The following is a 22,841-nucleotide window of genomic DNA, read 5'->3' as shown; positions in this document are numbered from 1 at the left end:
CGCGTACCACTCTCGGCGTGCAGGAGATCGACCGAAGACCGGCCTCACCCCCGCCCACCGCCCCTGAACTCCCCGCGGCACCCTGAACGGGCCGAACCGGCCACCTAGACCGACGCGCTGCCGCCCCGGCGCACCGCGGTCACTACCCGTCGGGCCAGATGATCGAACTCAGATCCAGCGCCGTTGGGTCTCGCGATGGTGCCGGCGGCCGACTGCGCCATCGCGGCTGGCGATACGGCCCGTCCGGCCGGGATGAACCTCGCGCCGCCGGTCGGCCACTGAAGGCCTGTGCGTCCAGCCAAGCCTGATCGGCGACGATCGTGATGAGAAACGGGCAGCCGAACGAATCCGGCCAAGACCAAGCGCGCGTATGACCAGGTCAATGCCCGTCGGCAGCACCTATTCGGCGCCGGTGCTTGTCAAATCCCATCAGCTGGCGGACCGGCATTCCATCACGGAGATTCCTGGATCCCGGAAATCAAGCCACGAGCTTCGTCTGCTATGTCCGTTGCCCCGATCTTCTCAGCGGCAGCCAGGCTTTCCTCCAGGACGGACCGCGCCTCCTTCTGATTGCCGGCCGCCAGAAGGATTTGCCCCAGAACGCTGCCGACCACAGCTATGCCGTCGGGCCTTTGAAGCCGCCGAAGGGCTCGAAATGCCTCCACAAGCCGCGGAAACCCGGCCTCGTAGTCCTCCCGCGCCAAGTCGATCTGGGCCAGTCCCCACTGGGCGCCCGCAATACCCTCCAGGTCGCCTAACTGCTCGGCGACGCGCAGCCGCTTGGCCTGAAGTACGACTGCTTCCTCGTAGTCGCCGCGTTGGTAGAGGATGTCAGCGATCCGGCCCCAGGTGATCGCGGTCTCGCGGGTGTCGCCGAGACGTTGGAAGGCCGGTAGTTCGATTTCGCGGCGGATGCGGAGTGCTTCGTCGTGGTCGCCGTGCCGGTAGATGATGTCGGCGATGTTGCCCCAGGTGACCGCGGTGGAGCGGGTGTCGCCGAGACGTTCGTAGACCGGTAGTTGGACTTCACGGTGGATGCGGAGTGCTTCGTCGTAGTCGCCTCGCTGGTAGATGATGTCGGCGATGTTGCCCCAGGTGACCGCGGTGGAGCGGGTATCGCCGAGACGTTCGTAGACCGGTAGTTCGACTTCACGGCGGATGCGAAGTGCTTCGTCGTAGTCGCCTCGCTGGTAGAGGATGTCGGCGATTTTGCCCCAGGTGACCGCTATGGAGCGGGTATCGCCGAAACGTTCGTAGACCGGTAGTTCGACTTCACGGCGGATGCGGAATGCTTCGTCGTAGTCGCCTCGCTGGTGGAGGATGTCGGCGATGGCGCCCCAGGTGATCGCGGTCTCGCGGGTATCGCCGAGACGTTCGTAGACCGGTAGTTGGACTTCACGGCGGATGCGAAGTGCTTCGTCGTAGTCGCCTCGCTGGAAGAGGATGTCGGCGATGTAGCCCCAGGTGACCGCGATGGATTGGGTGTCGCCGAGACGCTCGTAGACCGGTAGTTCGACTTCACGGCGGATGCGAAGTGCTTCGTCGTAGTCGCCTCGCTGGAAGAGGATGTCGGCGATGTAGCCCCAGGTGACCGCGATGGATTGGGTGTCGCCGAGACGCTCGTAGACCGGGAGTTGGACTTCACGGCGGATGCGGAGTGCTTCGTCGTAGTCGCCGCGTCGGTAGATGATGTCGGCGATCGTTCCTTGACAGGCGGCGGCTTCTGCTTCGGATCCAGCGGAGTTGAACAGGTGGTTGGCCTGCCGAAGTAGTTCTTCGGCCCGGTGGAGCTCGCCGCGATCGATCAGGTACCTGGCGTGCTCGGCGCTCACCCGTGCCCGGTCGAGGGGATCGGTCTGGTCGGAGCCGTCGGTCTGCGCCTGCTGACTCGCCCGACCGTACAAATGACCGGCAGCGTCACCGTCACCACTGGTTTGGGCGGCGTCGGCGACCCACCGAAGAAGCAACAGCGGGACCGGTGCTCGATGCTGGTCGAGCAGCGCGATCGCCGTCTGGCCGAGCCGGTACGCGTCGATGGCAGGGCCGGATCGCAACGCGTTCACGGCGCGGGCAGCGCAGGTGGCAACGATGTCCGGGGTGTCGGCGTGCAGAGCGATCCGGGTCAACTGGAGATCCAGTTCGGGATCGCGGTCGCCGGCCGCGTCACCGCCCCACGCGGCGTACAGCGGCTCGGCGGCCGCCCGGGCCAGGTCGGTGATCTCAGTGGCGTCGAGCGGATCGACGCGACCGGCGGCCAGAGCGTTGACGGTCAGCGCCGGTTGTTGCGGGTCGTGACGGTCGGGGAATACGTCGAGCAGACCCAACCCGACCAGACGGGCTGTCGAACCGGCGGCGCGTTCGGCGAGCACGTCGGCCACCGGTACCGGTACGGGCAGTTCGAACACGGTCAGGTCCCGCAACAGCGCGCGATGTGTCGGTCCGGCCTGCTCGAGGAGCGTGTCGAGCGCCAGGTTCTCCAGGAACTCGCGCAACTCGGCCTCGGACGGCAACCCGCCCCGACGCAGGTACGCCTCCATCCCGGCGACCGCGGCCTCGGCCCTCGTGAGGTCGACCTGTTCGCCGTAGACCAGGCGCAGACCGATGAGATCCTGCAACCCCGGATTTCCGCGGCTGACCGTCATCGCCCGCTCGGCGAGCCGGTCCCGCTCCTGCCGCCGTTGGGAAGGAACCTGCTCCTGTTGCCGGTTCAGCAGTTTGCGCTGGGCGATCGGGGACAGCGGGCGCAGCGGCACCTGCTCCAGCCGGGCTTCCAGGCCGCCGAGCGTGAACTGGTAGCGGCTGGTCACCAGCAGCCGGCTGTCGGTCAGGGCCGGGTCGAACGCCCGCAACACACCGGCCAGCACCCCGGCGACCCGCGGATCGACCCGATGCGGGCCGTTCGGGTCCGGTGCCAGCACCTGTTCGAGATCATCGATGACCAGCAGCAGTGGCCGATGCCTGCCGTTGGCCTGCGCACACGGCCCACTGAGCAGGTCGATCAGCAGCTGCTCCAGGGCCTCCGGGCGGTCACGCACCTCCGGCCGACGCTCCTGGATCAGATCGCGCGCGTCCTTGTCGGCGCGGACCGCCTCGTCGACCGCTTCGAGGATCGCGGCGGCGCTGTAGTCGCCGAACACCACCGCCGGCGCCAGCTGTGGGCTGCGGTCGCAGATGCGGGCCGCGAGGCTGGATTTGCCGAGCCTGCCCTGGCCGTGCAGCAGCACCCCCGCCTTGTCCTGGCCGCGTACGACCCGCAGCGCGCGCTGCAGTTCGGGGCGGCGGCCGACGAACATGGCCGGCGACGCGACCGGCACATGCTGTTTGCGGTCCAGGAAGACCTTGGTCCCGTGTACGGCCGACACCCGTGACCGCCGGCCCGTTCCCGTCACCACCGGCCCGCCACCGCCCGGTCCGAGCCACAGCCGGGCCAGATGCCAGTCCGTATGCACCTCACGGTCGTCGGCGTGCAGCAGCGCCCGTCGGGCGTCACCGACGGCCACCGCGAGATCAGAGCGGTTGCTCAGCTGCTGGTACAGGTTCTTCGCGAACACGGTCGCCGCGACGTCGCCGACCGACCCGTCCCAGCCCAGTACCGCCGGAACACCCGCCGACACCAGCGCCGTCGCCATCGAGTGAGCCAGCATCGCATCCGGCCCCCCTCCCCCGCGCCGGCGCGACGACCGGGCCCCGCCGGCAGATGCCCGGCCGTGCCCGCCGATGTTGCCGTCAGGCACGCCGACACGAACAGCAGCCGCGGCACCGAGGTGAACAGCCGTACCAGATCAGCGGCCGCCGTCGGCAGGTCGTCGCCGACCTCGTCCTCCATCATCAGCACCGGCACACCGGTGCGGCCCGGCCGCACCGGATACCTGTTCACCCCGTGGCAGGACAGGTGCACCACCGGCATCCCGCCCAGATCCGCCAGCCGCCGACCCAGCTCGACGGGGTTGCCGGTGTCCTCCACGACCAGATCGACCCGGGTGTCGTCGACGGCGGCCAGGATCGCCGCTTCCTCGGCCTCGAAATCCAGCTCGTGCTGCCGGCGCGGCGACGACGCCATGAACGCCAGCCCCAACCGGAACCCGTCAGGATCCGGCGCCGCCACCGGAGCACCGAGCCGTCGCGCCACGCAGAACCGCTGCACCGCGTCCCCGGCCAGAAACCCGACACCCGGCCGCACCAACAACTCGAAGGGCGCCCGCAACACCGCCCACTCCCGCTCCTCCGGCGAGCGCGGTCCCCGTACCTCGAATGTCACCGGCGCCGAAACGCGATCCAGCATCGCCGCCATCTGTCCCTGGTCACCGTCCAGCCAGGACCACAGCTCCCGGCCCAGCGCCAGGAACACGTCGTCACCGGCGTGCGCCTGAACCGCCTGCAGATAGCGCGTCGCGAGATCGGAGAGCAGCGCCTCGTCGACGTCGGTCAGCGCTCGGTGCGGCCCCACCCGTACGCCGTCGGCCACGATCTCGAAGCCGGAACCGTCGATCACCACACCGGTCGCCACGAGCCACCTCCCGCTTGATGACTGACGGACAAGCCGCTGGAGGCTCAGGCAGCTGCGCCCAACACCTCACGACTGGCCGTTCGTCTGCTTACTGACTGTCAAGGGCGGTGTGCCGCTCGTACCGTCTCCGGTATGGGACGTCTGCGTGTCTGGATGCTGGTCGCCGTCGTGGCGACCGTGCTCCTGACGGTCTTCCTGATCGTCGAGCTGGCCGGGGTGCCGGTGCTCACCGACCCGCGGCCGTTGCTGGGCAGGGTCTCGGTCGCTGCCGCGGTGATCGGTGTCGGGCTGCTGGTCGCCGACGCTGTGCTGCCGGTGCCGTCGAGCGTCGTGATGGTCGCGTTGGGTGCCACGTTCGGCCTGGCCGCCGGTGCCGCGCTGTCACTGTTGGGAGGCCTCGGCGGATTCGCCGTCGGCTATGTCCTCGGGCGGCGGTCCCGGAACCTGCTCGCGACCGGTACCCCTCGATCGGCCGGGCTGGTGCGGCGCTGGGGCCTGCTGGCGGTCGTGGTCAGCCGGCCTTTGCCGCTGGTGGCCGAGACCGTCGCGTACACCGCCGGCGCCCTGGGAATGCGGCCGGCGGCAGCGTTCGCCGCCGCCGCCGCGGGTACCGCCGGACCGGCCGTCGCCTTCTCCTACGCGGGCTGGCGTGGCGCGACGACCGGCGACGGCCTCGTCGTCTTCGGCGCGGTCGCCGTGGCCGCCCTGCTCTGCTGGGTGCTGGGCCGGTCACTGATCGATTGACTTCGTCTTTCACCCACGACCGGCGCGCTCGGAGAAGTTCAGCGCTGGCTGAGGATCAGTTCGGTCAGCCGGGGTACGAGGTCCGCGGGGGCCGGCATGGCGGCCACCTCGGCGCTGACCTGCTGCGCCGCTCGTGCCAGCGCCGGATCATCGAGCAACCGGTCGAGCACCGCCGTGCTGATCTCCCTGTCGTCGACAGCCAGTCCGGCGCCACGCACCGCGACGAGTTCGGCGTTGTGTCTGCGGTCGCCGGCGCCGCGGACGACCAGTTGCGGGACGCCGGCGTGCAGGGCGGCGAGGGTGGAGCCGGCTCCACCGTGGTGCACGATCGCGGTGCTGACCGCAAGGGCGGCGGGCAGCGGCAGCCAGTCGGTGGCCCGGACGTTCGGCGGGTACCGGCGGGCAGCGGCCCGCCGATCCGGGCGGATCAGCACGAAGTCCGCGTCGACGGGGCCGGCGGCGTCGATCACCCGGCGCATCAGCCGGTCCGGTCCGGGCTGTGGCACCGTGCTGCGGCTGACCAGGACACGGGCGCGCGACGGCTGCTCGGTGAGCCAGCCGGGTAACGGCTGGTCGGCGCCGTATGGCACGGCACGCATCGGCCAGCCGTCGCGCGTTCCGGCCACGCTGGCCGGTGCGATCGTCAGTACTGCGGCCGGCGGTGGAAGGTCACCGACCGGATGTCGGCGCAGGGCGTCGCCGAGCCGGGAGGCGGTCGCGGCCACCAGCGACGGGCCGCCGAACAGCGTGGTTTCGTGCAGTACCGCCGGCACGCCGATGCCGGCGGCAGCCAGCGCACCGGCTACCGCGAGTGGTTCGTAGACGACGAGGTCCGGCCGCCACCGACGGGCAACGGCCACCACGCCGTCCGCCATCCGATCATTGACCGCACCGAACAGGATGCCGACGCCGCGGGGATCGGTGGTACCGGCCAGCTGCGCGCGGGACAGCAGCGGGTGGCGCAGCAGCATGCGGGCCGCTATCGGGCCGAACCGGTAGCCCGGCAGGGCGTCGTGCACGGCGAGGCCGCTTTCCCGTACGCGCAGCGCCTCGGCAGCGGTCGCCACCAGCACCTCGTGACCCGCCTCCGCAAGCGCCCGGCCAAGCGGGACGAGCGGGAAGACATGCCCCAGCATCGGCGCCGACACGATGAGTACGCGCACCAATCCACCGTAGAACGAGGAGCGCCGTGGCGAAGCCAACCAGAATCCGCTCCAGTCGAAACCTGCGGCGAATCGGCCGACTCGCGGCATACGGCCTCACCGCGGGCGGCGAGCCCGGGCTGTCACGCGTGTTCCGCGGCGCGCTCATCCTCGTCGTGGCCTCAGCGTGGCAGGGTCAGGGTGAATCGGGTGCCACCTCCGGGCGCCGGCTCGGCGGTGATGGTGCCACCGTGCGCGTCGACGATGGCCTTGACGACGGTCAGACCGAGCCCGGTGCCCTTGATCTTCCGGCTGGTCGCGGTGCTGGCCCGGAAGAACCGGTTGAACAGCTTGGGGTATTCGTCGGCGGGGATGCCGATGCCGGTGTCGGTTACGCGGACGACGGCCGTGTCATCGGTGGCGTGTGCTGTCACCGTGATGGTGCCACTCGGGGGCGTGTACTTGACGGCGTTGGAGAGCAGGTTGTCCAGGACCTGCCGCAGCCGGTGGGCGTCGCCCGGCACCACGGGCAGCGCGTCGATCTCGGTGACCAGGGTGACCGGCTTGGCGTCCGCGCCGTGCTGGTGCTCCTGTACAGCCCGATGGAGGAGCCGGTCCAGGCGTAGTGGCCTCAGGTCGATGTTGGCTTGCCCGCTGTCGAAGCGGGCGACGTCCAGCAGGTCGTCTACGAGGTGCACCAGGTGGGCGATGGTCCGTTCGATGGCGGCGAGCTCCGCCTGGCCGGCCAGGTCGGGCTCATCCATCAGGACCTCGGTGTGGGCCGCGATGATCGCGATGGGGTTGCGCAGCTCGTGACTGACGACGGCGACCAGTTCGTCCTTCATCCGGTCGAGTTCTTGCAGACGGTGTACCTGCTGCTGTTCCTGGGCGAGCAACTGTTCCCGCTGGTCGGCCAATTCCCGACGTTCGGTGACGTTGGTGCTGATGCCGTCGATATAAAGGTGACCGTCTTCGTGTCGGGGCGTGCCCCGGGTCCAGACCCAGCGGGTGATGCCGTCGAAGCCGATGACCCGGGCCTCGAACTCGGTGGGCAGGCCCGACAATGCCCGTTCGTGGTAAAGCTCGAAGAGTTGTCTGTCGTCCGGGTGCACCAGGTTGCCGAAGGTGAGGGCCATGTCCGAGTCGGTGGGTATCACGCCGCCGAAGACGCCCCTGCCGCCGGCGCTGGCGTACTGCGACAGGACCTCGCCGGACGGCGTCATCTCGACGGTCCAGAGGCAGTCGTTGACCTGTTCGACCACCCGGTTGAAGTCGCGGCGAGCGGCCGCCAGCGCAAGCGTCAGGTCCTCGGCGCGGCGCCGCTCCATGAAACGGCCGATCTGCCCGGCGATGCTCTGCAGCATGGTGAGGATCTCGTCGTCGCGCGGGATCTCGGTGTCGGCGAAGAAGGCGAGCGCACCGGCCACTCGGTGGCCCATGTGCACCGGCACGCCGAACGCCGTCCGCAGCCCGAGCCGGTGCCCGAGCGGTAGCCGGCCGACGTCGGCGAAGCCGTGCAGCAGGTCGGTGGTCCAGATCTCGTGGTCGTGTTCCCACACCATGCCGGGCACGCTTTCCCCACGGATGAAGGCGAGCTGGTCGGTGCCGTCGAACGGGGCCAGATCGGTGCCGGGGCGGGCCCAGGAGCCGATCCGGATGATCCGGTCGCGTTTCTCGTCGACCTCCCAGTATTGGGCGCAGGCCCACTGCATCTCCGCGGCGACCGCCTCGACCGCGGTGACCCCGGCCTCCTGGGCCGAGATGGCCTCGGAAAGCGCGTTTGCCACGGCATGCCGGCACCGGCGCAACCGCTCGGCACGGCGGCTTTCGGTGACGTCGTGGTGCACTGCCACGGCGCCGAGACACCGGCCGTCCTTGGTCTTGATCGGCCGGGCGTTGGTGAGGAGGATGTGCGGCGACCGGCCGGGAGGAACGATCGCTATGTCCTGGTGCTGGACGATCTCACCCCGGTAGGCGCGGGCCAGCGGATCCTGACGCGGTCGTATCAGCGTCTGTCCGTCCGCCTCGAAGAGGTAATAGGTCGCCGGCCATTCCTCGGGCTCGACGGGTTCGACTCCGAGGCCGTGGATCTTCGTCAGCAATTGGTTGAGCTGTGCCAGCTTGCCCTTGCTGTCGCAGGCCACCACCCCGGCCTCCATGCTGTCGAGCAGCGCCTGCAGGAATGCCCGTTCGTCCTCCAGAGCGGTCTGCATCGCGATCCGGGCACTGATGTCGTGAAGGAACATGTGGAACACCGGCTGGCCGTGCACCAGCTCTGTCTGAAGCGTCATCTCGACCTGGAACTCGCGGCCCGCGCGGTCCGTCGCGGCCAGTTCCAGCCTCTGCCCGACCAGCTCGGACGTACCAATACGACGTGCCTCGGCAAGCCGCTGTTCGTGCACGTTCCGAAACCTCGGTGGGACGATCAACTCGGTGGTGACCTGTCCGGTCGCCTCGGCGGCGGACCAGCCGAACAGCTGTTCGGAGGCCGCGTTCCAACCGCTGATCCGGCCGTCGGTGTTGAGCGCGATGTACGCGTCGTCCGTGGTTTCCAGCAGCCATTGCTGGCGTGCCAGGGCGAGCTGTGCCTCGCCGTACGCGATGCGCAGGGAGGTCTCCGTCGCGGCCGCCTCCGCCGCCTCGGCCAAGGCGAGCAGGTCTGCCAGCTCGTCAGCACTCCACTGCCGTACTACGACGTCGGCCACGAAGAACGCACCAACCGGTTCCCCATCCGGCGACCGCAGCGGGTACCCGGCGTACGCGATCGTCTCGTGTTCCCGGACTGCCGGGTCGTCCCTCAGTCGCGGGTCGGCCTCGACGTCGGGCACGATAAGTGGGGCATTCTCCCTGATCACGTATTGGCTGCACGGGTGTGCCCCCGGAGTGTTCCGGTCGGTGCCGCACAGGTCCGCCCCGGACATCGGGGTGTGCAGCAGCCGCGCGCCCATCCGGGTCAGCCGCTCCACCGCTGACCCGGATGGGCGCGCCTCGCCCGTCACTCCTGACCGGGCCACACCTTGTGTGCGCGCCTCCACAGAAACGACATCGGCCGTTTCGCGCATCTGCTGAGCGTTTGACATGCCATCCCGAACGTCAGCCCTGCCAGGACCCGGGTCGCCCGGAGCTGATCGGGGACTTGCTGTCCGAGCCGGGAGTGACGCCCGACGACGTCGCAGAGGTGTCGCCGGCGCAAGCCGATGGGCGCGGGCGGGCAGCCGCGCTCCGGACCCGGTGCTGTGAACAATGTAACCAACATGGAGCTACCCGCCGGTAACTCTTGTTAGGATTCCCCATTTCTTCAAGCAGCCACCATTGAAGGAGGGGACCCGCCCGAATGACTATTGTGGACACCGCGCGCTATCCACTGACCGACCCGGGAAGCGACGCATGGGAAAGCGTCGTTTCCCGGGCACGCACCGAACTGCGCGACCACGGATGCAGCGTGCTGCCGGAGTTCATTCTGCCGGGCAGCCGGGAGGCGCTGCGGCGAGAAGGTGCCGGGGTCGCCCCGCTGGCGTACTACGACGTCGAGGAAACCAACGTCTACAACATGGCGTTCGACGCCGACCTGCCGGCCGATCACCCGGGCAGCATCGTCATGCAGCGCGGCAACGCGTTCGTCGCGCGCGACCGGATCCCCACCGACAGCGTCATCCACCGGCTGTACACCGACCCGTCCTTCGTGCGCTTCGTCGCCGCCTGCTTCGAACTACCGGAGCTGCACGAGCTCGCCGACCCACTGTCCGGCCTGGTGCTCAACGTCGTGCAACCCGGCATGGAGCACCCGTGGCACTTCGACACCAACGAGTTCACCGTCAGCATGCTGACCCAGGAGCCGGAGGAGGGCGGCGTCTTCGAGTACTGCCCGAACATCCGTTCGGCGGGCGCGGAGAACTTCGACGCCGTCCGTTCGGTGCTCACCGGCGCCGACCGCTCGCCGGTGCAGGCCCTGACCCTGCGCCCCGGTGATCTCCAGCTGTTCAAGGGCCGGTACGCGCTGCACCGGGTGAGCGCGGTCAGCGGCGCCACCGCCCGGCACTCAGCGATCTTCGCCTACTCCGAACGCCCCGGCGTGATCGGCAGCGTCGCCCGTACCCGGCAGCTGTTCGGCCGGGTCCTGCCCGCGCACCTCGACGCCGAGCGCAATGCCGTGCGGGTCGACCAGTTGCTGGACTGAATAATCGCGAGGAGCCCCGTGCGTTTCGACCAGACCGGAAAAGTCTCTCTCGACGGCATCTACACGCAGCCCGATCCCCGCGCCTATTTCACCACTCTGCGTGAGCTCGACTATTGCATTCCCCAACTCGCCAAACCCTATTTCCAGCAAATAATCGGGCAGTATCGCGAATCGCGGCAGGTGGCCGTCCCGACCGTCGTCGACGTCGGTTGCTCCTACGGCGTCAACGCGGCGCTGCTGCGCTGTGACGCCACCATGGACGACCTGTACGACCGCTACGCCGACACCGAGTGCACCCGGCAGGAGCTGCTGGAGCGCGATCGTGAGCTGGTCCGGTCGCACGGGTCCCCGGCCCGGTTCGTGGGGCTGGACGTGTCCCGGCCCGCGCTGGCGTACGCATCGGCGGCCGGGTTCCTCGACGATGCCGTGCAGGCCGACCTGGAGGCGCGCGAACCCACGGCGGGCCAGCGCGCCCAGTTCGCCGAGGCCGACATCGTGATCTCCACCGGATGCCTCGGCTACGTCACCGGCCGGACACTCGTACGCGTGGTCGGCTCCCGCCCCGACCGGCGGCCGTGGATGGCGCATTTCGTGCTGCGGATGTTCCCGTTCGAGCCGATCGCCGATCGCCTCGCGGCCCTCGGTTACGAGACGATGCGGGTGGACCGGACGTTCCGGCAGCGCCGTTTCGCGTCCGACCGGGAACAACGGCAGGTGCTGGAGACAATGGTCGCCGCCGGCGTCGATCCGGAAGGGCTGGAGAGCGACGGCTGGTTGCACGCTCAGCTCTACGTTTCCCGGCCCGTCGGCACTCCCGACCCCTTGACCTTCGACATTGACGATTCAATGACCCAGAAGGCCGCCCGATGATCATCGAATTCGAGGAGACCGAGTGAGCACGTTCGAAAACGAGGACACACTGTCGCGGGTGCCGTTGCCCGCGCTGGAGGACACCTGCGCCCGGTTCCTCGAGTGGTGTACGCCGCTGCTGACGGAGGAGGAGCTCGCCGACACCGAGGCCGCGGTACGGGACTTCGGACGGCCCGATGGTCCAGGGCCGAAGCTGCACGCCGATCTGGTGCGGTACGACGCGGATCCGGCCACCCACAGCTGGTTGGACGCGTTCTGGCCGGCGCGCTACCTCGGTCGCCGGGACCGGATCGCGCTGAACGCCAACTTCTTCTTCCTGTTCCGTGAAACGCCGTTGCACGGATTCGCCGAGCCGCAGGTGGAGCGCGCGGCGGGACTCATCGCCGCCGCCGTGAGCTACAAGACCCAGCTCGACGACGAAAGCATCCCGCCGATCGCGACGCGCGGGAAGCCGTTGTCGATGGCGCAGCACAGGTTCCTGTTCTCCACCACCCGCATCCCGGGGCCGGTGCAGGACACCGTCCGAGCGCCGTACAGCGACGAGTGGCCGGGCCCGTCGACGGCACGGCACATCGCGGTGTTCCAGCGCGGCAACGTGTTCCGGATGAACGTGATCGGTCCGGACGGGCGCCCGTACTCCCTCGACGACCTGGCGGCCGGCCTGCGTGAGGTGCAGAAGGCTGGTGCCGCGCGGGCCACGACGGACACCTCGGTCGGTCATCTCACCACGATGGCCCGGGCCGAGTGGGCGGCGGCCAGGGACCGGCTGACGGCACTGGATCCCGGTAACCCGGCCGCGCTGGACACCATCGAGACAGCGCTGTTCTGCGTGTGCCTGGAGGACCTGGCGCCGGCCGACGATCAGGCGGCCGGCGATCAGTTGCTGCACGGCGACAGCGGCAACCGGTGGTTCGACAAGGCGGTGTCGCTCATCGTGTTCGCCGACGGCACGGCCGGCATCAACGTCGAGCACTGCGAGCTCGACGGCACCACCATCCTCAGCTTCGTCGACGCGCTGCTCGCCGTGTCGCCTGAGGAGCACGCCGCGACGTCGGGTGCGGCGGCGCAGGGGGTGCCGGCGATCGAGCCGGTCACGTTCGTGCTCGACGACGCGCTGCGGGCCGACATCGCCGCCGCGGCACGGTCGTTCGCTCAATACGGCGCGGACACCGCCACCGCGCCCCTGTCCTTCGACGAGTTCGGGGTGGACGAGGTCAAGCGGCTGCGGATGTCGCCGGACGCGTTCGTGCAGATGGCTTACCAGCTCGCGCACCAGCGGGCCAAGGGCTTCATCGGTGCTACGTACGAGTCCATCGCCACCCGCCAGTACCGGCGGGGGCGGACCGAGGCGATGCGCGTCGTCACGCCCGAGGTGCTGCGATTCGTGTCCACGATCGACGACCCCGCCGCGTCACCCGACGAGCGGCGGGCAGCGTTGCGGGCCGCGGCCGACAAGCATGTCGAACGGGCGAAGCAGTGCCAGGCCGGTGCGGCACCGGAGCAGCACCTGTGGGAGCTGCAATTGATTCAGAAGCGGCGTGGGCCCGCGCTCGGCGTGTCCGAGTCACCCCGGCTGTACGAGACGCCGGGTTGGCTCACGATGCGCGATGACTACCTGAGCACCAGCTCGGCGCCGTCGACCAGCATCCGCTACTTCGGGTTCGGGGCTACCAGCAGTCGCTGCATCGGGATCGCGTACGTGCTGCTGCCGGACCGGTTCAACCTGTACCTCAGCACACCTCGCCCGGTCGCCGACATGATGTACACGTTTGCCGACCGGCTCCGCGAAGCGTTGCGGGAGCTACGCGACCTGCTCGACGAGCAGTAGCCCGGGTCACGGGTCCGCCGCCGGCCGCTCGATCTCATCGGCTCGACGGCGGACCCGGTTCACAGTTCTGCGTGTGCCGAACCGAGGCGGCCAGCGGCTCGTGATGGGCTGGGCGGTCGAGCCTGAACCCGGTCGGGAAGCGTGCGAGTGGGCAGACCAGACCTCAGCCGCGGTCGGCCACCGATCCGGTCGCGGTCCTCGGTGGGGTGGCCGCCCCGATCAGCAGGCCCAGTTCGGCGAAGGCGACCAGGAAACTCAGGCCGTCGGCCGCCGGCGGCAACGTCCTCAGCCCCGGCGGCGCCGGCAGCCCGGCCCAGGCCAGGCACGGCACCGCGAACGAGACGACCAGGTGGGCCGCCACCCCGGCGGCCAGCAGCGCCGGGAACCCCGGCCGGCGCCGCCGGACCGTGGCGCAGAGGTGGATCACGTTCCACAGCAGCACCGCCACCAGCAGCACGACCAGGACACGGCCGAACGGTTCCAGCGGCAGCGGCAGCGGGCCACCGCGGCCGAGCAGCCCCGGCCCGTACGCGGGAGGCGCCGGCGCCGCCACGCGCAGAAGCCGCAGCAGCGCGGCCATCGCCTCCACACCGGCCACCAGCGCCGCCGGAACCGCGGCGAGCAGCACCAGCAGCCGGCGTCGTGCGGCCCGGCCGGCCGGCGGGGCCGACGCCAGGCCGGCCAGCATCACCGCGAACAGGACCGGGCCGAGCAGGACCACGGTGGCACGGTCACGCAGGCTGGCCAGGACCGTGACGGTCGGCAGCGTGACGGCCACCGCCAGGTCGGCGAGGACGGGCCGGATCATGTCGGTGGCCAGCCCGGCCGCCAGCAGGAACGCCATCCCCAGCGTGATCGGCGGCAGCGGCGCGACACAGCCGCTGCCGTTCGCGCAGGCCGTCTCGCCGTGCCACAGCGGAACGGTCAGCCCGGCCAGCACGACCACCAGGGTGACCGCCATGGCCGCGGTGTTCGGCCGGTCGCCGCAGCGTGCCCCGATCTCCGCGGCGACGAGGAAGGACAGCATGCCGAGCCCGTAGATCAGCCATTCCCGGGTCGTGCCGCCGCCGGTGAACGTCCGCAGCACCAGCCCGGACGCGGCCAGGACGGTGAAGATGGAGATCACCGCCCGCAGGCGGGCCGCCGGCACGGCATGCCGGTCCAGGGTCGCCATCGACATCAGGTATCCGCAGCCGCCCACGCCGAGAGCCACCAGCAACATCTGCGGCGCCGATGCGGCCGGCATGATCGCCCCCAGCACCAGGATGCTCACCGCCGGCAGCACCGCGGTGAGCAGGTCGCCCGGATCGGCACGCGGGGACAGCAGCGACCGGTGTGGGGTGGCGGGGTTCATGAACCGGCGCTCAGTACCGTGAGCAGGATCGCGACCGCGGCCCACCAGGCGGCGAGCATCAGCAGGTGCAGCGGGAACGCGGCCGGCGCCGGCGCCGGCCCGGTGACCTTGGCCGTGCCGACGTCACGGGTCCGCGAGCTCGTGCCGCCGCGACGCCCGGTGTGGGTCTCGACGAGGTCCGCGGCGATCGCCAGGTCCCGGGCGGGCAGGTCGGTCGCGGTGCCCAGGTCGACCCAGTGGCGGGCCGTGCCGACGCTGGACCGGGCCGGTGGGCCGTTGACGAAGACCAGGGTGGGCAGCTCGGGGTCGGTGATCTCGGTTTCCCGGGTGGAGAACTCCATGTCGCCGAGGCAGGCGGCGACCGTCCACAACAACGCCCGCGGGTCGATGTCGCCCGCCCGTACCGCCCAGCCGTGCGGGCGGGCCCGGCTCAGCTCGGCCACCAGCACAGTAGCCTCCCCGCGGTGCGGGCGGGCCTGCCGGTCGAGGTCCGCGCCGGTGTCGCTGGCGTCGGCCCACGACCGCGGATAGCCGTCGGCCGGCTGGTCGAGACGCTGCGGAGCCCGGTCCGGGCGCAGGGCGACGGCCCGCCGCATGGTGATCACCGACGGCGGCCCGATCAGCACCTGGGTGCTGGACGCCCACCGGTTGTGGACGTCACGGACCGGGGACCGGTGCAGCAGCGCCGCCTGGTCGCCGTACCGTAGATAGCAGGTGCTCGGCCCGGCGCCGCCGGACGGCACGGACACCCGCCGCTCCAGCCGCTCGGCCCAGACCTGCCGCTGGTCGGCGGGCAACGTGGACTCGACCAGGCCCAGCCCGCTGCCGCCGCCCGGCAGTCGGGGCGCCCACTCGAAGACCAGCAGATCGACGCGTGCCGGCATCAACCGTCCCCGTCTCTACGGGCCGGCAGGGCGCCCAGCATCGCGAGCAGCGAGATGAGCGGCTCGGCGCAACGCTGTGGGCGGGCGCCGTGCGGGTAGCGGCCGCCCCGGTCACGGCCTCCGGTCGCCGAGGCGAAATGCAGCGTGCACCGGCGGATCCGGTGCACCGGCGCCAGCTGGGCGGTCCGGCCCCGCTGGTGCAGGTAGGCGTACACGTCGCGGCTCTCGGCCGGGCCGTCGGCGCGGCGGGCCCGGATCCAGCGGTCCACCGGCTCCTCGAAGCGCAGCAGGTCGGATTTGGTGACCACCACGACCGAGGGGATGTCCAGCAGCCCGTCGGGTCCGCGCCGGTGCGCGAGCCGGTCGATGACCGCCTCGAACGTGGTGTCCGGGTCGGGGCGGACGGGGTCGGCCACGAAGATCAGCGCGTCGGCGGCGGCGAGGAACTGGGTGGCCCGGCTCTGGCGACGGCCGGGTTGCAGCATCTCGCCGGCGATGTCGAAGAACATCATCGGGCGTTCCCGGGTTCCGGTGCCGAGGATCAGCCCGTCGGCGAAGTCGACGGTGTCCACCGGCCGGGTGTGTTCCAGCACTTCGCCGTCTCGGTACAGCCGGTTCATCCGGGACTGGCGGAAGTCGTCGTGCCAGGCGATGTCGACGGCGCTGGTCATGATCCCGAAGTCGCCGAGCACACCGCTCTCGATCTCCTGCATGATCCCGGCCAGCAGATGGGTCTTGCCCGCCGCCGTGTCACCGATCAGGCCGATGTTGATCGGTGACCCGCTGCGCAGGTAGGCGGCCGGCAGATAGTGCGGGCCGATCTCGCCGGTCCGGTTCGGGCAGCGGCGGAACGCCTGCCGCAGCCGGTACTCCCGGCGGTGCTGCGGTCCCGCGGCGCCCAGGTCGAGTGGCTTGTATCCCTTGTCGGTCCAGATGAACAGGTCGGTCTCGGCCCAGGACACCGGGTCGAGGCAGAGATAGCAGTCCCGGGTGGCGGGGCCCGCGCTGCCACGCCCGATGGACCAGAACCAGCGGCGGCGCCGTTGCGGTGGCCGCGCGGCGGGTGCGGCGGTACGGGTCCGGCTCTCCCCGATCCGCCCGTACTGTTCCCGGCCGCTGTCCAACGGTGAGGTTTCCAGCACCGGCACCGGCCAGCTCAATGTCCGCAGCAGCTCGGCGGCGGTGGGGCGTTGCGCGGCCCGGGGCGCCAGCGCGTCGCCGAGCAGCACCGCGTAGCGGGGGCCCAGCCGCTCCCGGTACGAGTCGCCGTCGAGGCCGAGGAGTTCCCCCAGCAGTACGGCGGCGCTCCACACGTCGTCGCGCGGGTCGGCCCGGCCGATTCCGCGCACCTGTTCGGCCGACGCCCACGGTTCGCGGCCGGTCCCGGTGCGGGTGTCGCCGGCGAACGCGGCGACCGGCAGGCCGGCGATCATCGCGCCCTCGCCGGTCCACCGCACCCGCGCCGCGTTGATGCCCCGGTGCACGATCCCGGCGGCGGCCAGGTGCGCCAGCCCGGTGAGCAGGTCGCACAGCACCCGGTCGATGGCGTCGTTACCGAGCCGGGCGGCCACCTGTCCGACCTCGGTGACGGGTGGGGGCTGCCAGAGCACGTACGGTTCGTCGATGTCGGCCCGGTAGCCGAGCATCCGCGGCAGCACCGCCGGGTAGCCGTTCTCGGGGTGGCGGCGGGCCAGTCGCAGACCGGCCGCGATCTCGGTGTCGAGCCGGTGCGGATCCGCCCGCGGGTCCAGTCTGCGCTGGATCAGCGGCTGGTCGCTGCCGCGGACCAGCACCACCCGTTCGATGACGGCGGACCGGTGGGCCGGGCGTGGCGCCGTCGACCGGTCGGGCCGGACGTTCCACCGGATCTCGTCGCCTGCGGGGGTGAGGAAATCCAACGTCTGGTCACGCACCGTGTCGACCATCAGCTTCCCCCTTCGGACTGGACGTAGCGGACCCCGGACCGCAACGGCACGAGATGCAGCAGCCCAGCGGCGGTGCCGGTGCCGGTCCACACCACGTCCGCCAGGGTGGCCGCCGGCACCGGCGGGTAGCCGCCCTGATCGTCGTGGTCACGTTCGGTGAATGTGGAGCGGGCGTGCCGCGGCGCGAACCGGATCGTCGCGGCCCGGTGCGGGTCCCGGCTGAGCAGGCTGGTCTGCTGGTCGCCGCAGAGCAACTGGACCGGCTGGCCGTCGGCGAACACGGCGTCGCGCAGGCCGTTGCCGTCCTGCCACCAGGTGAGCTGGTCGGCTTCCGGGCGGGCCGGCCAGCCGGGCGGCGGCTCCTGCACACCCCACCGGTGCAGGTGCCGCTCGTATTCGGTGAGCAGCTCACCGGACCGGCGCTCGTTACGTTCGGCCATCCCGGACAGGTCACCGGCGGCGGCTTCCGGCCAGCGTGCCTGCATGCACATCCGTACCAGGGCTGTCAGATCCTGCCGCACCGCGGCCACCGCGCGCCCGCTGAGATGCGCGGCCATCTCGGACGGCAGTTTCGCGGCGCCGTCGCGGAGCACCCCGGCGACCGCGTCGAGCGCCGCGGCGGTGGCCCGCAGCAGGTCGGAGGCACGGCGACGGTCCTCGGTCACCGCCCACTCGGTGATGGTGTCGTGACAGACGCCGTCCAGGCCGTGCAGCGCGGGACGCAACATGCCGGGCACACCGACATGGGCATGCCAGCGGCGGGCCACCAGCGCCCACCACAACATCGGGGTGATCAGAGCCAGGACCAGACCGACCCCAACCCCGATCAAGGGGTACGGCCAGAGCACTCCCGACAGCCGCAGCAGCTCCCCGGCCACCAGTCCGGAGGTGGCGAGCAGCAGCACGGTCAGCACCCTGCCCAGGTCCCGGCCCGGCTCGGGCGGCGACACCCCGAGGTGCCGGCGTTTGGCCCGCAGCAGCCCGGCGCCCAGGATCAGCAGCAGCACCGCGGCGATCCCGCCCACCCGCCCGGCGAGCAGCGGCGCCAGCAGGATCAGCAGCGGAACCAGCGCGCTGCCGAACCCGCCGGGCATCGGTGGCAGCGCGGTGATCGGCTCCACCGCCCGGTCCAGGTCGGGCCGCCGGGCGGCGCTGCCCATCGGCAGCATCCGGGCGGCCGCCGCCCGCAACGGCCGGACCGTCTGTTCCAGGCCGCGCCCGGATTCCAGGGAACGGTGCACGGCACGGCGTACGTCGTCGGTGGCCATCGCCGCGGTGATCGTGACCGTCGGCAGCTCGATGCCCTCGCGCCGCAGCTCCGCCCGCCGCTGATCGTCTCCGCACTGGTCGAGACGCTGGAACAGGTCGGCCAGCACGGTCCGGTAGTCGCCGAGATGCCCGGCGGCGGCCGCCGCGAGCCTCGACACCGGCGCGCCGGCGAACGGCGCCCACACCGCCCACGGGCGGACCGCCGCGGTGACGGCCTGCTCGACAGCGGCCACCGTGGACTCGGCGGCCTGCCGTGCGGCCCGCACCCGGCCGCCGGGTTCGGCGTGCGACGACGGCACGTACCGGCGCTGCATCGTGGTCAGATCGTCGATGAGGTCGTGATCGGAGGCCGGGGCGTCGGGCTGCGGATCGTACGGGTCCACGCCGGTGGCCACCGCGAGCATGGCCCGCCGTTGCACCGCCGCCAGCACGCCCGCGCCCATCCGGCCGGACCGCAACCGCACCGCCGGCGCGGCGACCCGCGTCTGCGTGGCCGCGGCCGTCGCCAGCACCCGCTGGAAGACCTCGCGGGCACGCAGCGCCTCCAGCAGGTCGGCCAGGGGTGGCTCGGTGGGGGATCCGACGCGGACCAGCGATGCCGCGCCACCGTCGAGCCGCCACGGGATGCCGTTCGGGTCACCTGCCCACAGCACCGTGACGAACTCGCCGTTGAGCACCGACGGCAACACGATCGTGGCGCCGCCGTCCGGTTCGGCCGTGCCGACCACGACGCAGAGCATCTGCCGGACCGCCGGCGACGCGAGCACCGACGCCAGGGCGCCGGTGTGCCCCGGCAGCGCGGCCGCGTCGTCGACGACCACCACACCGCTCACGTCGACGTGGTCGTCGAGCTGGTCGTGCGGCAGCAGGAACCCGGCCCGCTGCTGCACGTAGTCGCCGAAGTCGCGGCGCGACACCAGTTCGCCGTACTCCTGCCGCAGGTCGATGACCGGAACCGCTCCGGCGGGGCCGCGGGTCATGCCTCGTCGTGCCGGTTCTTGACGGTGGTCTCCAGGGCGATCAGCGAGTTGCCGTTGGGCGCCTCGCGCAGGAAGGTCCGCTGGCGGGCCGCGGGCAACGTCCGGCTCCAGAAACCGATCAGCTGTTCGCAGCGCTGTCGCGCGCCGGCGGGCATCCGTTCCCGCATGTCGGTGAGCACCTTCACCTGCCGGTCGGCCATGCCGACCAGCTCCCAGTAGAGCGGGTGCGGGTCGTCGAGGATCTCGGTGAATCCGTTCGGGATCGACTCCATCAGCTGGGCGCAGAAGTTGAGGCGGATCTCCCCGCCGTCGGCGAGTGTCCACGTCTCGTACTGCCGCAGCACGCTCCCCCACGACGAGGCCCGCCCGAACGCGCCCAGCTCCAGGACCATGGCCTCGGCGTCCGGCCGCCGGCTCAACGCGATCCGGATCCGCTCCGGGGATTCACTGCCGCCGAAGCATTCCACCTGCCCGTTCCAGGCCGCGCAGAGCAGGCGCAGCAGGATCTCCTCCCGGTGCGCCTCGGTGGTGGCCAGCCAGTCCGCGCCGAAACCCAGTCGCTGCCGCCACGGCAGTAACGAGTCGGCCCTCGGCTCGCGTACCGCCCCGGCCCAGTCGAGCAGCACCTGCCGCAGCTCCGGCACCTCGGTGATCCCCATCCCGGTACGGGTGAGCACCACCGTGATCGACTCGGTCTGCACCGCCCGGAACTGGACCGGCTTGTCGCCGCGCCGGGTGAGGATCCGCAGCTGCCCGCCGAGCCACTTCTCCACCAGGTCGTCGGCCTCCGCCGCCGGGTAGACCACCAGCACCGACAGCCGTCCGGACCCCTCCGGCATGAACCCGCCCGGCAGCATCCCGGACAGGGTGCCCACGAACTGCTGCACGTCGCTGTCGGCCACCGGCACGTCCTGCGCCCGTTTGGCCGCGACCCGCAGCAGGTTGCTCATGTGCGGCAGCAGCGGCACCTCGTCCGGGTCGCCGCCGCGCAGGATTCCCGCGACCTCCTGTTTGAGCAGGCCGAGGATGTTGCGCAGGCCTTCGGTGCCGCCGGAGCGGCCGAGCACCGACGCCTCGGCGAGTGCGTTCGCCCAGCCGTCCGGGCCGAGCAGCGCGTTGAGGATCTCGCCCTCGGTGGCGTTCTCCCGCTTGCCGCGGCGGGCCAGGCGGCGCAGCATCTCGGCGTACGTCTGCTCCAGGTCCTGTCGCGGCGGCAGCAGGTAGGTGACGCCGACCCGTGCCCGGTAGAGCTCCTCGGCGCGCCGGTTGAACGCCTCCTCACAGCCGCGCTCGTACGCGGTCAGCTCCTCGGCCAGCGACCGCAGATGCCCGGTGAACCGCGTCAGCCGCTGCTGCCACGTCTGCCGGTGATCGTTCCAGCTGGCATGCCAGAACCGGCGTGCCCGGTACCGGAACCACTCGTCCTGCAGGGCGATGGTGTCGACGACCGGCTTCTCACTGACCGTCGCCTTGACCAGCCCACCCATCCGGTCCCGCAGTTCGATCAGCTGCGGTGGCCGCGGGTCGCTCTCCCACGCCTTCACCGGCGCGGCCGGCGGCACCCGCCGGCCGTCCATCACCCCGCGGACCCCGAGCTGGTCGATGTTCTCGGCCAGGGCCGCCTCACCGAGCACCACCCGCCGCAGCCGGAACAGGTCGGCGTGCCGCAGGACCGACCGCGCCCCTTCCGCCGGGTTGAAGTCGCGCACCAGTTCGGGCATGGTCCGCAGCAGCGTCTGGTCCAGGTTCTGCAGGCTGTCCCCCATCCGGACGCCACGTTCCCGCAGCATCCCGCGGATCGTGGCGGCGCCTTTGATGCCCTGCTCGGCGGCCGGATCGTCGAAGGCGCCGGCGGCCCGCTGCCACACCGGCCCGACCGACGAGCCGTTGAAGAACTCGCGGATCAGGTCCCGGTTGGACTCCGACCGGCCGGGCGGCACCAGCTGCAGCTCGCGGACCCCGCGGCCGAGCAGCCGCCCGGCGAACATGTCGGCCAGATCGTCGAACGGCACCGTCAACGACCCCACCAGGCTGGTCGAGACGCCTCTGCACCCGATCCGGGTCGGCGACATGCTCTGCCGCTCCACCACGCCGTTGATGAAGCTGTCGGCGAACGACACCGGGCCGCCGGCGTCGCGGCCCCCGGCCGGCACGTCCAGCCCGACCAGCGACAGGATCAACGCCACGATCGACCGGTGCAGGTCGTCGCGGGCGATCCCGACCGCCTTGCTGAACAGGAACGCGGTCTGCATCGCGCCGAGCCGCATCGGCACGTCGCCCTCACGCGGGTAGCGGACGTGCCGGCCCCGGACCGTCGGGGTGCCGCCCAGGTCGCCGTGCGCCCGCTGGTCCTGGTTGAGTTCGTCGACGAGGCGGAACATGTCGAGCAGCGCCCGGCCGGCGTTGAGTGACGCGTTGAGGCCGCCGCCGCTGCCGGCCTCGAAGGCGGACGGCATCAGCACCAGTGGGTAGATCTTGGCGTCGATCCCGGCCTGCCGGAACGCCGATTCGACGATGTGCAGGTAGTCGTAGAAGATGCCGGCGCCGGTGCCGCCGGCCACCGAGAACGCCACGAACACGTCGACGGTCTGCAGGCCCGGCTCCCGGGCCGGGTTGAGCAGCCGCAGCTCGGGCGCCGAGTTGGTGATCCGCCCGATGGCCCGGATGATCGGCTGCCGCAGCACCTCGAGCGAATCGGAGACGGTGGCGTACAGGGCGGCCCGCCCGACGGTCGGCAACTGCCCGGCGCCCAGGCGCAACGGCACCACCATCGGTTCGTGCTCACCGGGCGGCAGCCAGTCGCGGACGAAGTCGGCCGCCTTCACCCGCAGGAACTTCGCCACCTCCGGATAGCTGCGGAACTGCGGAAGCAGGTCGTAGGCGTAGTAGGCCGTCCGGTCGGCGACCTCGGAGTGCGCCTCGTTGGGCACCGATCGCCGCCGCAGCTGGCCGAGTTCGTCCTCGCTCAGGTCGGCGTAGACGAATTGCAGGCACGACGGCAGTTCGAACGGGCGCAGTTCGGTCAGGCCGAACGCGGGACCGTGCAGTTTCAGCCCGTCCGGGCCGCACAGTTCCTCACGGAGCCGGCGTTCGAGTTCGGCGCCGATCCGGCAGCCGGTGCCGCCCAGCCCCACGAACATCACCGGGTGGTAGAGGTGCAT

General features: G+C 71.1%; 13 protein-coding genes. 4 read left to right on the top strand and 9 right to left on the bottom strand.

The annotated features are described in order from the left end of the window. Positions 1-452 precede the first annotated feature (452 nt). Positions 453-3,629: a tetratricopeptide repeat protein gene (locus BJ964_RS31590; protein WP_223149641.1), complete on the bottom strand. Its 3,177-nt coding sequence runs from the start codon at positions 3,627-3,629 to the stop codon at positions 453-455. Further along, a complete protein-coding gene (locus tag BJ964_RS47465; RefSeq protein WP_203832762.1) occupies positions 3,521-4,507 on the bottom strand; it encodes a CHAT domain-containing protein in 987 nt (328 codons plus the stop codon). Before BJ964_RS47465 ends, BJ964_RS31590 begins: the two co-directional genes overlap by 109 nt. Positions 4,508-4,639: 132 nt before the next feature. Between BJ964_RS47465 and BJ964_RS31585 the strand changes: the two genes are divergently transcribed. Continuing rightward, on the top strand, positions 4,640-5,251 hold the full coding sequence (locus tag BJ964_RS31585) for a VTT domain-containing protein (protein ID WP_188124086.1): 612 nt from the start codon (positions 4,640-4,642) through the stop codon (positions 5,249-5,251). 38 nt (positions 5,252-5,289) lie between these two features. Here the strand turns inward: BJ964_RS31585 and BJ964_RS31580 are convergent, their stop codons facing one another. Next, positions 5,290-6,414, bottom strand: a complete 1,125-nt coding sequence (locus tag BJ964_RS31580) for a nucleotide disphospho-sugar-binding domain-containing protein (protein WP_188124085.1) — start codon at positions 6,412-6,414, stop codon at positions 5,290-5,292. A gap of 161 nt (positions 6,415-6,575) precedes the next feature. After that, positions 6,576-9,392: an ATP-binding protein gene (locus BJ964_RS31575; RefSeq protein ID WP_188124084.1), complete on the bottom strand. Its 2,817-nt coding sequence runs from the start codon at positions 9,390-9,392 to the stop codon at positions 6,576-6,578. A 335-nt stretch (positions 9,393-9,727) separates the two neighbouring features. On the opposite strand from BJ964_RS31575, the gene BJ964_RS31570 reads away from it, so the two are divergent. From BJ964_RS31570 to BJ964_RS31560, 3 genes are read left to right on the top strand one after another with little or no spacing between them, the layout of a single operon-like run. Further along, on the top strand, positions 9,728-10,570 hold the full coding sequence (locus tag BJ964_RS31570) for a HalD/BesD family halogenase (protein WP_188124083.1): 843 nt from the start codon (positions 9,728-9,730) through the stop codon (positions 10,568-10,570). Positions 10,571-10,588: 18 nt separating this feature from the next. Beyond that, positions 10,589-11,440, top strand: a complete 852-nt coding sequence (locus BJ964_RS31565) for a class I SAM-dependent methyltransferase (protein ID WP_188124082.1) — start codon at positions 10,589-10,591, stop codon at positions 11,438-11,440. Between the two features lie 22 nt (positions 11,441-11,462). Further along, a complete protein-coding gene (locus BJ964_RS31560) occupies positions 11,463-13,268 on the top strand; it encodes a choline/carnitine O-acyltransferase (protein ID WP_188124081.1) in 1,806 nt (601 codons plus the stop codon). A gap of 163 nt (positions 13,269-13,431) precedes the next feature. Here the strand turns inward: BJ964_RS31560 and BJ964_RS31555 are convergent, their stop codons facing one another. Genes BJ964_RS31555 through BJ964_RS31535 form a run of 5 tightly spaced genes read right to left on the bottom strand, consistent with a single transcriptional unit; the run spans position 13,432 to position 22,841 of the window. After that, on the bottom strand, positions 13,432-14,622 hold the full coding sequence (locus tag BJ964_RS31555; protein ID WP_188124080.1) for a hypothetical protein: 1,191 nt from the start codon (positions 14,620-14,622) through the stop codon (positions 13,432-13,434). Next, positions 14,619-15,506, bottom strand: a complete 888-nt coding sequence (locus BJ964_RS31550; RefSeq protein ID WP_188124079.1) for a hypothetical protein — start codon at positions 15,504-15,506, stop codon at positions 14,619-14,621. Before BJ964_RS31550 ends, BJ964_RS31555 begins: the two co-directional genes overlap by 4 nt. After that, positions 15,506-17,431: a TRAFAC clade GTPase domain-containing protein gene (locus BJ964_RS31545; protein ID WP_188124078.1), complete on the bottom strand. Its 1,926-nt coding sequence runs from the start codon at positions 17,429-17,431 to the stop codon at positions 15,506-15,508. Before BJ964_RS31545 ends, BJ964_RS31550 begins: the two co-directional genes overlap by 1 nt. Further along, positions 17,431-19,680 carry a hypothetical protein gene (locus tag BJ964_RS31540; RefSeq protein ID WP_188124077.1) on the bottom strand — a complete coding sequence of 750 codons (2,250 nt, stop codon included), beginning with the start codon at positions 19,678-19,680 and terminating at the stop codon, positions 17,431-17,433. The genes BJ964_RS31545 and BJ964_RS31540 overlap by 1 nt, the downstream gene beginning before the upstream one ends. Beyond that, positions 19,677-22,841, bottom strand: coding sequence for a tubulin-like doman-containing protein (locus BJ964_RS31535; protein ID WP_188124076.1), 3,165 nt, complete (start codon positions 22,839-22,841; stop codon positions 19,677-19,679). Before BJ964_RS31535 ends, BJ964_RS31540 begins: the two co-directional genes overlap by 4 nt.

It is taken from the genome of Actinoplanes lobatus, from assembly GCF_014205215.1.
In the GTDB taxonomy this organism is placed as follows: Bacteria; Actinomycetota; Actinomycetes; order Mycobacteriales; family Micromonosporaceae; genus Actinoplanes; species Actinoplanes lobatus.
This window is presented reverse-complemented; position numbering and strand designations above follow the sequence as displayed.